At 63.8% G+C, this 14,344-nt stretch carries 12 protein-coding genes; 3 read left to right on the top strand and 9 right to left on the bottom strand.

Features of this window, described 5'->3' with window-relative positions; genetic code table 11:
- From EOA23_RS22885 to EOA23_RS22900, 4 genes are all read right to left on the bottom strand, one after another.
- On the bottom strand, positions 1 to 198 hold a 198-nt coding region (locus EOA23_RS22885), incomplete at its 3' end, for an Rrf2 family transcriptional regulator (RefSeq protein WP_145966461.1).
- Between the two features lie 337 nt (positions 199 to 535).
- Positions 536 to 1,849 (bottom strand): NAD-dependent dihydropyrimidine dehydrogenase subunit PreA, encoded by a 1,314-nt coding sequence (gene preA, locus EOA23_RS22890; protein WP_127305821.1) that lies wholly within the window; start codon positions 1,847 to 1,849, stop codon positions 536 to 538.
- Positions 1,850 to 1,851: 2 nt separating this feature from the next.
- Positions 1,852 to 3,216 carry an NAD(P)-dependent oxidoreductase gene (locus EOA23_RS22895; protein WP_127305822.1) on the bottom strand — a complete coding sequence of 455 codons (1,365 nt, stop codon included), beginning with the start codon at positions 3,214 to 3,216 and terminating at the stop codon, positions 1,852 to 1,854.
- A 114-nt stretch (positions 3,217 to 3,330) separates the two neighbouring features.
- On the bottom strand, positions 3,331 to 4,065 hold the full coding sequence (locus EOA23_RS22900) for a gamma-glutamylcyclotransferase (RefSeq protein ID WP_127305823.1): 735 nt from the start codon (positions 4,063 to 4,065) through the stop codon (positions 3,331 to 3,333).
- A gap of 174 nt (positions 4,066 to 4,239) precedes the next feature.
- Here EOA23_RS22900 and EOA23_RS22905 point away from each other — a divergent pair, with 174 nt between their 5' ends.
- Positions 4,240 to 5,016, top strand: a complete 777-nt coding sequence (locus EOA23_RS22905) for a VOC family protein (protein WP_127305824.1) — start codon at positions 4,240 to 4,242, stop codon at positions 5,014 to 5,016.
- 305 nt (positions 5,017 to 5,321) lie between these two features.
- On the opposite strand, the gene EOA23_RS22910 is transcribed toward EOA23_RS22905, so the two are convergent.
- On the bottom strand, positions 5,322 to 5,810 hold the full coding sequence (locus EOA23_RS22910) for a hypothetical protein (RefSeq protein ID WP_127305825.1): 489 nt from the start codon (positions 5,808 to 5,810) through the stop codon (positions 5,322 to 5,324).
- A 195-nt stretch (positions 5,811 to 6,005) separates the two neighbouring features.
- Here EOA23_RS22910 and EOA23_RS22915 point away from each other — a divergent pair, with 195 nt between their 5' ends.
- Positions 6,006 to 6,404 carry a DoxX family protein gene (locus tag EOA23_RS22915; protein ID WP_127305826.1) on the top strand — a complete coding sequence of 133 codons (399 nt, stop codon included), beginning with the start codon at positions 6,006 to 6,008 and terminating at the stop codon, positions 6,402 to 6,404.
- Positions 6,405 to 6,485: 81 nt separating this feature from the next.
- Here the strand turns inward: EOA23_RS22915 and EOA23_RS22920 are convergent, their stop codons facing one another.
- A complete protein-coding gene (locus EOA23_RS22920) occupies positions 6,486 to 8,909 on the bottom strand; it encodes an FAD-dependent oxidoreductase (protein WP_127305827.1) in 2,424 nt (807 codons plus the stop codon).
- Between the two features lie 64 nt (positions 8,910 to 8,973).
- On the bottom strand, positions 8,974 to 10,512 hold the full coding sequence (locus EOA23_RS22925) for a trimethylamine methyltransferase family protein (RefSeq protein ID WP_127305828.1): 1,539 nt from the start codon (positions 10,510 to 10,512) through the stop codon (positions 8,974 to 8,976).
- A 211-nt stretch (positions 10,513 to 10,723) separates the two neighbouring features.
- On the opposite strand from EOA23_RS22925, the gene EOA23_RS22930 reads away from it, so the two are divergent.
- Entirely contained in the window at positions 10,724 to 11,314 is a 591-nt protein-coding gene (locus EOA23_RS22930; RefSeq protein ID WP_127305829.1) for a transglycosylase SLT domain-containing protein, read from the top strand.
- A gap of 13 nt (positions 11,315 to 11,327) precedes the next feature.
- Here EOA23_RS22930 and EOA23_RS22935 read toward each other — a convergent pair whose 3' ends face one another.
- Positions 11,328 to 13,649 carry an ABC transporter ATP-binding protein gene (locus EOA23_RS22935; protein WP_127305830.1) on the bottom strand — a complete coding sequence of 774 codons (2,322 nt, stop codon included), beginning with the start codon at positions 13,647 to 13,649 and terminating at the stop codon, positions 11,328 to 11,330.
- 52 nt (positions 13,650 to 13,701) lie between these two features.
- Positions 13,702 to 14,344, bottom strand: a 643-nt coding sequence (locus EOA23_RS22940; protein ID WP_145966462.1) for an ABC transporter permease, incomplete at its 5' end; no start/stop codon positions are given.

The following is a 14,344-nucleotide window of genomic DNA, read 5'->3' on the forward strand; positions in this document are numbered from 1 at the left end:
CAGGTAACCGCCCGCCGGCCCCGGCACCGATTCCAGGATGCGCGCCGCCGTGAGCTGGTTGAGATGCTTCAACAGATAGCTCGGCGACAGCCCGAAACACTCCGCCAGCGCCGCGCCCGGCATGGTGCTGTTGCCGTCCACGCCGGCAAGCGTCGCCGCGCAGTGGATGGCCGCCTCAACGCTATCGCCCAGTTTCATGATACCGATCTCCAATTCATGGATATATTTTATCGTGGATAATTCTTATCTGCAATATGAAGATGCAAATTGCCCGCCTATTCGCAATAACAGAGTGAGAGAATGGGCGCTTCGCAGAACCTGGGTTCCTCGCACCCCGCAAGGCGGGGGAGAGGTGGCCCGGCGAAGCCGGGACGGAGAGGGGGACACCTTCTGCGAGGCCAAAACCGGACAAGGACGAGGCGCAGGGAAAAGGCAATCAAGGGCCTCGGCGGTGTCCAGCCGCCCCGAAGGCCCCTCTCCGTCCCGGCTTCGCCGGGCCACCTCTCCCCACTGTCGTGAGGCGAGGAACCCGAGCTTATTCCGCCGCTACCTTGGCCATCGGATTGTTCGGGTGCGTCGTCCAGTTGGCGTAGATCGGCGACACCGGCTTACCGGTGCGCTGGTCCACGACGCCGGCCGCCAACGGCTCCATTGTGATGCAGCCTTCGACCGGGCAGACATTGACGCACAGATTGCAGCCGACGCATTCGGCCTCGATAACCTCGAAATGCCTCACACCATCCACCATGTTGGTGATCGCCTGGTGCGAGGTGTCCTCGCAGGCGATATGGCAGCGGCCGCATTTGATGCAGGCGTCCTGGTCGATATGCGCCTTGGCGACATAGTTGAGGTTGAGATACTGCCAGTCGGTGACGTTGGGCGTGGCGCGGCCGATGATGTCGGAGAGCGACGCGTGGCCCTTCTCATCCATCCAGTTCTCCAGGCCGGCGATCATCTCCTGCACGATCTTGAAGCCGTAGGTCATCGCCGCCGTGCAGACCTGCACATTGCCGGCGCCGAGCGCCATGAATTCGGCGGCGTCGCGCCAGGTGGTGATGCCGCCGATGCCGGAGATCGGCAGGCCGCGCGTCTCCGGATCGCGCGCGATCTCGGCCACCATGTTCATGGCGATTGGCTTCACCGCCGGGCCGCAATAGCCGCCATGCGAGCCCTTGCCGTCAATGGTCGGCTGCGGCGCGAAACTGTCGAGATCGACGCCGGTGATCGAGTTGATCGTGTTGATCAGCGACACGGCATCCGTTCCGCCGGCATGCGCTGCCCGCGCGGGCTTGCGGATGTCGGTGATGTTGGGCGTCAGCTTGGTGATGACGGGCATGCGCGTGTACTGCTTGCACCAGCGCACCACCATCTCGATATATTCCGGCACCTGGCCGACCGCCGAGCCCATGCCGCGCTCGCTCATGCCGTGCGGGCAGCCGAAATTGAGCTCGATGCCGTCGGCGCCGGTCTCCTCGACCAGCGGCAGGATCGCCTTCCAGCTTTCCTCGACGCAAGGCACCATGATCGAGGCGATCAGCGCCCGGTCCGGCCAATTCATCTTCACCTGCTTCATCTCGCGCAGATTGGTCTGCAGGTCGCGGTCGGTGATCAGCTCGATATTGTTCAAGCCCAGCAGCCGGCGGTCGGCGCCCCAGATCGCGCCATAGCGCGGACCATTGACATTGACGACCGGCGGACCTTCTTCGCCGAGCGTCTTCCACACCACGCCGCCCCAGCCCGCCTTGAAGGCGCGCTCGACATTGTAGGCCTTGTCGGTCGGCGGCGCAGACGCCAGCCAGAACGGATTGGGCGACTTGATGCCGATGAAATTGTTGCGGATGTCTGCCATGCTCATGCCCTCCCGTTAGAGGTCAGTGCCCGGTGGATGCTCTCGGCCGCGTCGCGCCCTTGCGCCACCGCCGATACGGTCAAATCGTCGCCGCCGAAGATACAGTCGCCGCCGGCCCAGACTTTCGCCAGCGAGGTGCGGCCTTCGGCATCGACCTTGATGCGGCCGCCTTCGAGCTCGATCGCCTCCGCGCTGCCGTTGAGATGCGCCGGCACAAAACTCTGGCCGATCGCCTTGAACACCTGGTCGGCGACGAGCGTGAGCCGTTCACCGGTGCCGACAAGCTTGTCGCCGCTCATAGCGGTGTATTCGAGTTCGATGGCCGAGACCTTGCCGTTCTCGGCAATGACGCGCTTGGGCTGCAGCCAGTGGCGGATGGTGACGCCGTTGGCGGCGGCCAGATCCTGCTCGAACTCCGAAGCGTTCATATGCTCCTGGCCGCGCCGGTAGCAGATCGTCACCTCTTCGGCGCCGAGCAGCTTCGACTGCACCGCGGCATCGACCGCCGTCATGCCGCCGCCGATGACGACGACGCGCCGGCCGACCGGCAGGCTGGAGAGGTCGCTTGCCTGGCGCAGTTCGGCGATGAACTCGACCGCATTGGTAACGCCGTCGGCGTCTTCGCCCTCGGCACGTAGCGCATTGACGCCGCCGAGCCCCATGCCGAGGAACACCGCATCATAGTTGCGCATCAGGTCGGCCAGTTGGAAGTCGCGGCCGAGCGCCTTGCCGTTCTGGATGTCGATGCCGCCGATCGCGGTGACATAGTCGACCTCGGCCTGGGCGAAATCGTCGACGCTCTTATAGGCGGCGATGCCATATTCGTTGAGGCCGCCGGCCTTCGGCCGCGCCTCCAGGATCGTCACCTCATGGCCATGGCGGGCAAGCCGATGCGCCGCCGCCAGCCCGGCCGGACCGGCGCCGACCACGGCGATGCTTTTCCCGGTCGGCTCGGCGCGCTTGTAGAACTGCTTGCCCTCGCTCATTGCGACATCGGTGGCGTAACGCTGCAGCCGGCCGATCTGCACCGGCTTGCCTTCGGCCGCCTCGCGCACGCAGACCTCTTCGCACAGCGTCTCGGTCGGGCAGACGCGGGCGCACATGCCGCCAAGGATATTCTGGTCGAAGATCGTCTTGGCCGAGCCCAACGGATTGCCGGTCGCGATCTGACGAATGAACAGCGGGATGTCGATCGACGTCGGGCATGCATTCATGCAGGGCGCGTCGTAGCAGAAATAGCAGCGGTCGGATTCGACCAGTGCCTCGTGATGATCGAGCGGCGGGTGCAGGTCGGAAAAATTGTCGGCATATTGCTCGGAAGACAGCCGGCCGCCGGCAATGCCCTCGATGAAATGACCAGTCGCCATTCCAGTTCCCCTTGTTGTCGTTTTGGGGAAGGCTAGCACGTTTTATTTTTTTATCAATTGGTCAATTTTCGGCCAAGCCGCTGAAATGGTTGAGTAAAAACATGACAAATGAAGTCATGTTATAGCCGCCTCAGTGATCTCTGCAGCGTCAGGATTTGTCACCCTGTGGCCATGGATCGACCGGATTTCCTCCGCCACCAATTCCTGCAGCCGCCACAGATTGCGGTCATGGATGCCGAAGGTCTCGAGATGGCTGACGGTGTTGTAGAGATATTCAGCACCCGAGCCGACATGGCCGCACGCGCGCGCCAGCACCCAAGCCACCTTCTCCAGCGGCTGCCCGAGCGACGTCCCCCTGCCTGTCACGCCGACCCAGAAGCCCAGCGCCCGCACCCGACCTTGCGCCGTCCGCACCGGAACCCATCTGACGGAGGCGACGCTCTCGTGGTCGTCGATCTCGCGTCGCAGCAGCCTCTCGATCTGGGCCGGCTTTTCGCCATCCGGCAGGCGGTAGATGACTCCGTCGCAGCGCCCACCGCGTTCAAGCGCCATCATCAGCCCCGGCTGCTCAGCGCTGCCTCGCCAGCGGACCATGTCGAGACAGAAAGAGCGATGCCAGCCATGCGCCGAGGCGCGCTGCTGCTCGATCGACTCGAAGGCCGGTTTCCAGATCAGCGAGCCATAGGCGAACACCCAAAGCGGCCCCTCGTCGGCTTCGCCGGCGAGACGCGTGGCGAGCGCGCCGAAATCGTCATCGCTGAGCTGCGTCCACTCCCCGCTCGGTCCGGGATCGATCTCCTCGCGATGACAAAGAGCCACAAGCTCGGGCGTGAGCGACATCTGGCGCATGGAAGGCAAACCCCTCTTTGCCGGCAGCAAAGTCGAAAAGAGTGGGCTATGCAAGATCAGGAGCAAAGCGCCTTGCCGACTGGGATTTTCGGCCCATGTCGGATTTCTGTCGCCAGGATCGTCCTAGGATGGATCGAACCGCGATCGCTGCCTGAACCGGTGAGGAGACCGACCATGCCGAAATCCCCGCAACCTTTCTTCTGGTACGAACTGATGACCACCGACCTCGACGCCGCGGAGGCCTTTTACAGCGCCGTGGTCGGCTGGAAGGCCGAGCCCTTCGACAACGCCCCCGGCATGCCCCGCTACATCGTAGTGAATTCCGCCGTGCGGGGCGTCGGCGGATTGATGACCATGCCGGAAGAACCCGCCAAGAGGGGCATGCCGCCAACCTGGCTGGGCTACATCTACACCAAGGATGTCGACGCCTCCACCCAGGCGCTCAAGGACGCCGGCGGCGCCGTGCACCGCGCGCCCGACGATATTCCGGGCGTCGGCCGCTTCGCGGTCGTCGCCGACCCGCAGGGCGCGGCCTTCATGTTCCTGCAGCCCAATCAGCCTGACCAGCCGCCGGTGCCGGCAACCACGCTCGGTCATGTCGGCTGGCATGAGCTCTACACGTCGGACTGGAAAGCCGCCTTCGATTTCTATTCCACCCAGTTCGGTTGGACGAGCGCCGGCGAGTTCGACATGGGCGAGATGGGCATCTACAAAACCTTCGGCGCCGGTCCGGAATCCGGCGGCGGCATGATGAACAAGCCGCCGCAGATCCCGGTCTCCGTCTGGCAGTTCTATTTCAACGTCGACGCCATCGACGCCGCCGCCAAGCGCGTCACCGACAATGGCGGCAAGGTCATCATGGGGCCGATGGACGTGCCAAGCGGCCAATGGATCATCCAGTGCCAGGACCCGCAAGGCGCGCATTTCGCCCTGCTTGCACCGGTTCGGTAGAATTCTCTCTCCCTCGGAGCGGGCAATCGCATAAGGCGCTCCCGCTCTCCGTCTCGGCTTCGCCGAGCCACCTCTCCCCCATTTCATGGGGGCGAGGAACCCAAGCTTTCAAGGCCGCGACATCCGCGGTTAGCGTTTCCTCGCCCCCATGAAATGGGGGAGAGGTGTCCGCGCAGCGGACGGAGAGGGGGCAGCGCTGCCGTCTGCGATTGCGCTTCCTTCTTGGGAGAGGTGCGATCAACCCTCCGCAATTGCTGCGAAGGACAGGCAAGACTTATCCGGCTGGCGCCACTCTCTTAAATTAGTCACTCCGGCGTCAGCACCGCCAGCTTCAGATCGGCCTTCTTCGCGCCGCTGAGCTGGATGATCGCTGTGCCGCCGGCGAGCTTGAAGCGAATGCTCTTGCGGATGCCAGGGCAGGTCTTCACGCCGCTGAAGGCTGCCGATTTCACGGTCTTGCCATCCTGCACCACATCGATCCAGGCCTCGTCGGACAGGCTGAGCTGCAGCTCGCCATCAGGCGGCACCGTAACATTTGCTGTCGCGCCGAACGTGCCGGCTTTCGGTGCCCGCTCCGGCGGCACTTCGAAGCTGACGGTATCCACAGCCTCAAGCGAGAAATCCGCCGCTTGCCCGACCGTGAGGGTAGCGCCGGACTGCGCGGCGCGCGCCTCCGGAAACAGCGCCTGCTCCCGCTCGACCGGCCATTTGAAGGTCTCGCAGCCGGTATCGGCGGCCATGGCGAAGCTGGTGCCTGCAAGGATTGCGAAGAGGCCGATGATGACTTTTCTCATGATCAAGGAGACTCGCTTGGTTTGATCCACCACCCCTCTAATACAACCATAGAGATATTTATGCAACCATCGCGAGAAGAAATATGGGACTGAAACCATTTCGCCTCACCAATTGTTGATGGTTGGCCAAGGGAAGTGAGTGGTCCACTGCCGGGCGATAATCTAAGGCCCGAGCGGGGGTAAATGGAGTTTCGGATGAAGCTTTTCGAAAGCCTTGCTCAGTTCCGCCCGCAAGCGCTGGGCGTGTTGCGCATCATGACCGCCTTGCAGTTCATCGAACATGGCTCGCAAAAACTGTTCAACTTCCCGGTAAGCGCCCAGCCGCACGCCCTCACCGGCCTGACGACGGCTGCAGGTATCCTCGAATTTGGCGGCGGCATCCTCTTGGCGCTCGGTCTCTTCACCCGCCCGGTGGCGTTCCTCCTGGCCGGCGAAATGGCCATCGCCTATTTCATGGCGCACTTCCCGCGTGACTTCTTCCCGGCCAACAATGGCGGCGACGCAGCCATACTGTTCTGCTTCGTCTTCCTCTATCTGTTCTTTGCCGGTTCGGGCGCCTTCGCGCTGGACAATCGCGACAGCGCCAGAGCCTGATGGCAGGATGCGCGCCAGGAGGCTTTTTGTTTTGACGCAATTCCGGACGGAAAACCGCTTCGCACTTTTCCTGGAGTCGCTCTAGCCGCGCATCCGCTCGAAATTGGCGTCGAACAGCGGCGCCGCCTGGATGCGCGCCGCGTGACGCTGGCCGAGGATCTCGATCTCGAAGCCGTCAGGTCTGTCGGCAATTTCCTTCGGCACATAACCCATGGCGACCGATTTCTTCGAATTATGCGCATAGCCGCCCGACGTGACCCAGCCGCGCACGACACCGTCATGCCAGATCGCCTCGTCGCCGATCACATCGGCATCGACGGCATCAACGATGAAGGCGCGCAGCCGAAGCGTACCGCCCTCTCGGCGCTCGGCGAGCGCCGCTTCCTTGCCGATGAAATCGGTGTCCTTGCCATAGGCGACGAAGCGGTCGAGCCCAGCCTCGACCGGCCCGTAGATCGGCCGATATTCGCGCGCCCATGAGCCATAGTTCTTTTCCAGCCTCAGCGCATTGAGCGCGCGCGAGCCGAACAGGCCGATGCCGAACTCCTCTCCCGCAGCCAGCAGCGCCTGGTAGGCGGCGCGCTGGTATTCGGGCGCCACCCAGATCTCGTAGCCGAGATCGCCTGTGTAGCTGACCCGGCCGACGAGGCACGGCGCCATGCCGATGTCCATCCTGGCCACCGCCATGAAGGGGAACGCCTTGTTGGAAACATCGGCGCGGGTGACCTTGGCGAGCACTTCCCTCGCCTTCGGACCGGCAATCGCAAGGCCGGTGAGTTTCTGGCCCAGCGCCTCGATCCGCACCGAGCCATCCTTGGGCAGATGGGCCTCGAACCAGCGCATGTGATACTGCTCGGCGATGCCTGAGCCGGCGACGAACCACTCTGCGTCGACATTAGCCAAAGTGAAATCGCCGATCAGTCTGCCGTCGTCCTTCAGCATCGGCGCCAGCGTCATGCGGCCGCGCTTGGGCAGCTTGCAAGCGAAGATGCGGTCGAGCCATCCAGCCGCGCCATCGCCCGTCACCTTGTATTTGGCGAAGTTCGAGATCTCCGACAGGCCGACGCCGTTGCGCACCGCCGCGACTTCCTTGGCGACATGCTCGAAGTCGGTCGAGCGCCGCCACGAAAACTCGTCCCTGACGCCGTCCGGCGCATACCAGAGCGGCACTTCGAGCCCGTAGGATACGCCCCATTGCGCGCCCCTGGCGGCAAGCGTGTCATAGAGAGGCGTCGTCTTCAGCGGACGCCCGGCCGGCAGTTCCTCATTGGGGAAGCGGATCGAGAAGCGGCGCGAATAATTCTCGCGCACCTTTGCGTTCGTATAGGCCATCGTCGCCCAGTCGCCGTAGCGCGCCACATCCATCGCCCAGATATCGGCGCCCGGATCGCCCTCGATCATCCAGTTGGAGAGCGCGAGCCCAACGCCGCCGCCCTGGCTGAAGCCGGCCATGACGCCGCAGGCGACCCAGAAGCCCGGCAGGCCGCGCACCGGACCGACCAGCGGATTGCCGTCCGGCGCGAAGGTGAAGGGGCCGTTGATGATCTGCTTGATGCCGGTCTTCTGGAAGGCCGGGAAATGGCGGAAGCCGACTTCCAGCGACGGCGCGATGCGGTCGATGTCCGGCTCCAGCAGCTCATGGCCGAAATTCCACGGCGTCTGGAATTCGGACCAGACCTTGTTCGCCTTCTCGTAAGTGCCCATCAGCATGCCGCCGCGCTCCTGGCGCAGATAGAGCTCGCCGTCGAAGTCGACCGCGTGGATGATCTCGGTGCCGGTCTTCTTGTTCCAGTCGGCGACCTCCGGCATATCCTCGGTGATCAGGTACATATGCTCCATCGCCAGCACCGGCAATTCCAGCCCGACCATGCGGCCGACCTCGCGCGCCCAGAGCCCGCCGGCATTGACGACATGCTCGGCGATGACATCGCCCTTGTTGGTGATGACGCGCCACAACCCGTCGGGCCGGCGCACGATGTCCTCGACCTTGGTGAAGCGCTCGACCTCGGCGCCCAGTTTCCGAGCGGCCTTGGCATAGGCGTGCGTCACCCCCGACGGATCGAGATGACCGTCCTCCTTGTTGCGCACCGCGCCGACGAACTTGCTGGGATCGATGAGCGGCATCAATTCCGCCGCTTCCTTGGCCGAGATCACCTCGAGATCGATGCCGAGATAGCGGCCCTTCGACACCACCCCGCGCAGCCAGTCGAGCCGCGCCTCGGTCGCGGCCAGCAGCACGCCGCCGGTGAGGTGCACGCCGGTCGCCTGTCCCGAAAGCTCTTCGATCTCCTTGTAGAGCGAGATCGTGTATTTCTGCAGCTTGGCGACGTTGGGATCGCCATTGATGGTGTGCATGCCGCCGGCCGCATGCCATGTCGAGCCGGAAGTCAGCTCGTCGCGCTCTAGAAGCACGACATCGGTCCAGCCATGGCGCGCGAGATGGAACAGCACCGAGCATCCGACGACACCGCCGCCGATGACCACGACCTTTGCATGCGACTTCATGGGTTCTTCTCGTTGGTTCAGTGAGTTGAGAGATTGAAATGATTGAGGATGGGAAGCCGTTCCCTCACGGCTCTCCTTGCCCGATCGCTTGCTTGCGGCGCGCCATATAGGCTTCGAGCGCTTCGCGCATGGCGGGATCCAGGGCCGGCTCGACATATTCGTCCAGCGCCTTCTTCCACAGCCTGGTCGCGCGCGCCGTCGTGTCGAGCGCGCCGGCTTCCTGCCAGGCCTCGTAATTCTGCCAGTTGGAGAGCATCGGCTGGTAGAAGGCGGTGGCGTAGCGCTCCAGCGTGTGCGGTTCGCCGAAGAAATGGCCGCCGGTCGGCACCGCGCCCAGCGCCTCGACGGCGAGCTCCGCCTCGTCGACAACGATCGGCCGCAGGAATTCCATCATGTGCTGGATCATCTCGACGTCGATGATGAGCTTTTCGAACGAAGCCGTCAGTCCACCCTCCTGCCAGCCGGCCGCATGATAGACGAGATTGCCGTGGCCGAGCACCGCACCCCACAGCGCCATCATCGTCTCATAGGCGCCCTGCGCATCGGCGGCGTTGGAGGCCGAGCCCGGCGTGGTGCGATAGGGTAAGTTGTAGCGCCGCGCCAACTGCCCCGAGGCGATGTTGGCCTTGGTGTTCTCCGGCGTGCCGAAGGCCGGCGCGCCCGACTTCATGTCGACATTGGAGGTGAAGGCGCCATACATCACCGGCGCGCCGGGACGCACCAGTTGCGTCAGCACGATGCCGAACAGCGCCTCGGCATTCTGCTGTGCCAGCGCGCCGGCCAGCGTCACCGGGCTCATCGCGCCCATCAGCGTGAATGGGGTGACGGCAACCGACTGGCCGTATTCGGCCATCGTCATCAGCCCTTCCGCCATCATCTCGTCGAAGCGACGCGGCGAGTTGACCGAGATGATGGTGGTGACGCCGGGGTCATGCGCCATCTCATCCAGCGTCAGCCCGCGCGCGATCGCCATCATCTCGATGCCGTCCAGCGCCCTGCCCCGCCCGATCGCCGAGACATGAAAACATTTGTCGGTCAGCGTCAAATTGGCGAAATAGGTGTCCATATGCCTTGTGTTCGCCGGCAGCTCGATCGGCGCGCAGACCTGGTTGCCGAGCATATGGATGCAGTTGAAATGCTGCGCCAAGCGGACAAGGTCCTGGTAGTCGGGCATGTTGCCGGCGCGGCGGCCGCGCTCCATGTCGTGCACATTGGGCGGCCCGGCCACCAGCGTGAAGTTGATGGTGCTGCCGCCGAGATGGATGGCTCGAGCCGGATTGCGCGGGGTAAGCGTGTAGCTGCTGCGCGTCGACCGCAGCGCTTCCTCGACCATGCCGCGGTCGACGCGCACATTCATCGACCCGTGATCGACCTTGGCGCCGGCGCGCTCGAACAGCGACAGCGCCCGCGGGCTCATCACCTCGATGCCGAAATTCTCCAGGATGTGCATCGACGCCTGGTGGATCGCCTCGATCTGGTCGGCCGACAGCAGCGCCATCGGGGGATAGGGATTCTGCACTCGCCGCAGCGGCAATTGCGGGATGGCGGCTGGCCCGCGGTGGCTGGTGCGCTCGGCGCCGCGCTTGCGTCTTGGTTCGCTCATGCGCGCATCAGAGCGCCGGCATCACAGGCGAGCTGTCAGGAATTCGCCATTTGCCGGCGTGATTTTAGCCAAGGCGGCATTTTTGGAAATCGACTAAGAGAATAGCGACGCAGATGGTCGGAATATCGACACTGGATTTTTCGCGCCTCCTGCGTCAGCGTTAAGGAACCGCGCAAGACTCCTTTTATGATTTCGGCCTATTCGTCTTCCAATGCGTAGGTCGAGTTTTAGTAAAATTGTCGCTGTTTGCGTGCTGCTGGCGCTATCGGCCTGCGCGACCGCGCCCAGCCACATCAACAATGTCTGCGCCGTCTTCGACCAGAATGACGGCTGGTTCGACAACTGGCAGTCCGCCGCCGAGCGCACCGAGCAGAAATACGGCATTCCCGTCCCCGTGTTGATGGCGACGGTGCGTAAGGAATCCGGCTTCAAGAGCAATGCCCGCCCGCCGCGCACAAAGCTGCTCGGCTTCATCCCGTGGACGCATGTCTCGAGCGCCACGGGCTATTCGCAGGCGCTCGACGGCACCTGGTCGCAATATCAAAGCGAGACCGGCAACTGGGCGGCGCGCCGGACACGCTTCGCCGACGCCATCGATTTCGTCGGCTGGTACCACTCCAAGACCGCCGACACGTTCGGTGTCGCGCGCAACGACACCTACAATCTCTATCTGGCCTATTATCTCGGCTGGACCGCCTATGGCCGCGGCAACCGCGGCGACGCCGGCGTTCAAAGCTACGCGCGCGCCACCGACCAGATGGCGCGCGACTATCAGGCGCAGCTACGCCAATGCGGCAGCTGACATCCGTATCGGATTAGTGCCGCCTTGTCGTGTCCTTCGGCCTTGGGACACCGGTTTCCGAATCCTCGTCGCGCACTTCGTGGCGACGAGCTTTGAGCACAGCGTCGTTCTCCTCGACGCCCTCTCCGATCGCATCGGCTTCCGCGCTGGCGTTTTTGCCGTCCGGACGCTGCGGCGGCGCACCGGCAAAGCCCGGCCCCACGCCATGCGGCGCATCATCCGGCACGCCCTCATGCGCGGCATGCTCCTTGTCGAACTTGATGACCGGCTCCATCTTGGCGAGCACGTCATCCGAAAGCCAGCATAGGCTCGTATGGCCGCCGCCGAGATTTTTCACCGGCGGCACCTTCGTCTCGCACAGATTGTCCGGCACCAGCTTCTTGTAGCCGCAGCGCGTCTGGAACGGGCAGCCGGCCGGCGGGTTCATGGCCGACGGGATGTCGCCTTCGAGCACGATGTGCTTCTTGACGACGCTGGTGTCGGCGATCGGAATCGCGGACAGCAGCGCCTCGGTATAGGGATGGTAGGGCGGCGAGAAGATCTGGTCGGTCGTGCCCTGCTCGACGATGTAGCCCAGATACATGACCACGACGCGGTCGGCGATGTAGCGCACCACCGACAGATCGTGGCTGATGAACAGCATCGTCGTCTTGTTCTTGCGCTGGATGTCCATCAACAGCTCGGTCACCGCTGCCTGCACGGAGACGTCGAGCGCCGAGACCGGCTCGTCGGCCACCACCACCTTGGCGTCGCCGGCAAAGGCGCGCGCGACGCCGATGCGCTGCTTCTGGCCGCCCGACAGCTGGCGCGGCTTGCGGGTCTCGAAGGCCCTGGGCAGCTTCACCAGGTCGAGCAGTTCCAGCATGCGCTGGCGTCGCTCGGCGACCGTCTTGCCGACATTGAACTTCTCCAGCGTGCGGATGATCTGTGAGCCGACCGTGTGGCTGGGGTTCAGCGTGTCGAAGGGGTTCTGGAACACCATCTGGATCGACGAGACCGTATCGACGCCGCGGTTCTCGATGCCCGTCGACTGGATCTCCTTGTTGGCCAAGGTCACCGTGCCGGAGCTTGCGGTCTCGAGGCCGAGCAGCACCTTGGCCAAGGTCGACTTTCCGCAGCCGGACTCGCCGACGATCGCCACCGTCTCGGATTCGCGCGCGGTGAACGAGATCGTCTCATTGGCCTTGACGACGCGGCCTTCGCTGGAGCCGAACACCTCGCTGCCGCCGACCTTGTAGTATTTCTTGAGGTCCTGGATCTTCAGCACCGGCGCGCCGGGCTCGACCTTCTCGTTGACCTTCTTGGCGCCGGGCGGCAGCGCCTCCCAGTCGATCTCGTTGAAGCGCACGCAGCGCGAGAAATGCCCCTCATGGCCCTCGACCGGGACCATCGGGATTTCCGCGGCGTTGCAGACGCCCTCGACGAAATGGTGGCAGCGCGGCCCGAAATTGCAGCCCTTCGGCCGCTCATGCGGCAGCGGCAACTGTCCGGGAATGGAGATCAGCGGCCGCGAGTTCTTGTCGGCGCCGGGCAGCGGGATCGAGCGGAACAGCCCTTGCGTATAGGGATGGCGCATCCGGTCGAACACGTCCTCGATCTTGCCGGTCTCGACCGCCTCGCCGGAATACATCACCGTGATCCGGTCGCAGGTCTCGAGGATCAGGCCGAGATTGTGCGACACGAAGATCATCGAGGTGCCGAACTTCTCGCCCAGCCCCTTGACCAGCTCGACGATGCCGGCCTCGACGGTGACGTCGAGCGCGGTGGTCGGCTCGTCGAGTAAGAGCAGCGCAGGTTTCGACAGCAGCGCCATGGCAATCACGATGCGCTGCTGCTGGCCGCCGGAAAGCTGGTGCGGATAGGAGCGCATCATACGCTCCGGATCGGGCAGCTTCACCGCCCGCACCATCTCCAGGGCCCTGTTGTAGGCCTCGTCCTTCGACACCTTGTCGTGGATCAGCGGCACTTCCATCAGCTGCTGGCCGATCTTCATTGCCGGATTGAGGCTCGCCATCGGCTCCTGGTAGATCATGGCGATCTTGTTGCCGCGGATGGCGCGCAGCTCCTCGTCGGACATCTCGCCCATGTCCCTGCCCTGGAACTTGATGCGCCCGCCGACGATCTTCCCGATGTTGGAGAGGTCGCGCATGATGCCGAGCGACACCGTCGACTTGCCGCAGCCGGATTCGCCGACGATGCCCATCGCCTCGCCGGGCATCACCGTGCAGGAGAAATCCATCACGGCCGGGATTTCGCCCTTGCGGGTGAAGAAGGAGATCGAGAGATTCTCGATCTCGATGATGGGTTGAGCCGGATCTCGAACTGCCTCGTTCATGGGTCGCTCCAATCCTAAATTGTTCCAGCAGGTAGGGCCTGAGCCCTCGCCATCAATCCTTCATCGACTGTTCGCGCAGCGAGTCCGCCAAAAGGTTCAGGCCCAGCACGAACGACATCAGGGCGATCGTCGGCGGCAGCGCCGGGTGGATGAAGGAACGCAGCAGCCGGCTGGCGTCCTTGATCGCGGTGCCCCAGTCGGGGCTTTCCGGCGCCAGGCCCAGGCCGAAATAGCCGAGCGTTCCGAGCAGGATCGTCGTGTAGCCGATGCGCAGGCACGCATCGACGATCAGCGGACCGCGCGCATTGGGCAGGATCTCCCACAGCATGATGTACCAGGGCGATTCACCGCGCGTCTGCGCCGCCGCCACATAGTCGCGCGTCTTGATGTCCATGGTCAGCCCGCGCACGATGCGGAACACGCCGGGGCTGGAGGCGAACACCACCGCCACGAAGATGTTGAGCTGGTTGGGATCGATATGCACGATGTGCAGCGGATCCTTGTCAAACACCAAGCCTGCATAGATCCAGCCGCCGACCACCAGCGTGATGCCGAGCAGGATGTAGAGCCGGTCCGGCCGGTTCTTGTAGCGGGTCCAGAACAGGACGCAGAAGAAGATGATCGGGAACAGGAAGAACAGACCCGCCATCGCATAGGGGATCGGCGTGTCCATGATGCCCGGTGTCACCAGCAGG

Source organism: Mesorhizobium sp. M2A.F.Ca.ET.042.01.1.1 (assembly GCF_003997405.1).
In the GTDB taxonomy this organism is placed as follows: Bacteria; Pseudomonadota; Alphaproteobacteria; order Rhizobiales; family Rhizobiaceae; genus Mesorhizobium.

Bases quoted from the DNA above. Each gene is read 5' to 3' on its own strand.
- preA (WP_127305821.1), bottom strand. From the start codon at position 1,849: ATGGCAGACATCCGCAACAATTTCATCGGCATCAAGTCGCCCAATCCG.
- EOA23_RS22895 (WP_127305822.1), bottom strand. From the start codon at position 3,216: ATGGCGACTGGTCATTTCATCGAGGGCATTGCCGGCGGCCGGCTGTCT.
- EOA23_RS22900 (WP_127305823.1), bottom strand. From the start codon at position 4,065: ATGCGCCAGATGTCGCTCACGCCCGAGCTTGTGGCTCTTTGTCATCGC.
- EOA23_RS22905 (WP_127305824.1), top strand. From the start codon at position 4,240: ATGCCGAAATCCCCGCAACCTTTCTTCTGGTACGAACTGATGACCACC.
- EOA23_RS22910 (WP_127305825.1), bottom strand. From the start codon at position 5,810: ATGAGAAAAGTCATCATCGGCCTCTTCGCAATCCTTGCAGGCACCAGC.
- EOA23_RS22915 (WP_127305826.1), top strand. From the start codon at position 6,006: ATGAAGCTTTTCGAAAGCCTTGCTCAGTTCCGCCCGCAAGCGCTGGGC.
- EOA23_RS22920 (WP_127305827.1), bottom strand. From the start codon at position 8,909: ATGAAGTCGCATGCAAAGGTCGTGGTCATCGGCGGCGGTGTCGTCGGA.
- EOA23_RS22925 (WP_127305828.1), bottom strand. From the start codon at position 10,512: ATGAGCGAACCAAGACGCAAGCGCGGCGCCGAGCGCACCAGCCACCGC.
- EOA23_RS22930 (WP_127305829.1), top strand. From the start codon at position 10,724: ATGCGTAGGTCGAGTTTTAGTAAAATTGTCGCTGTTTGCGTGCTGCTG.
- EOA23_RS22935 (WP_127305830.1), bottom strand. From the start codon at position 13,649: ATGAACGAGGCAGTTCGAGATCCGGCTCAACCCATCATCGAGATCGAG.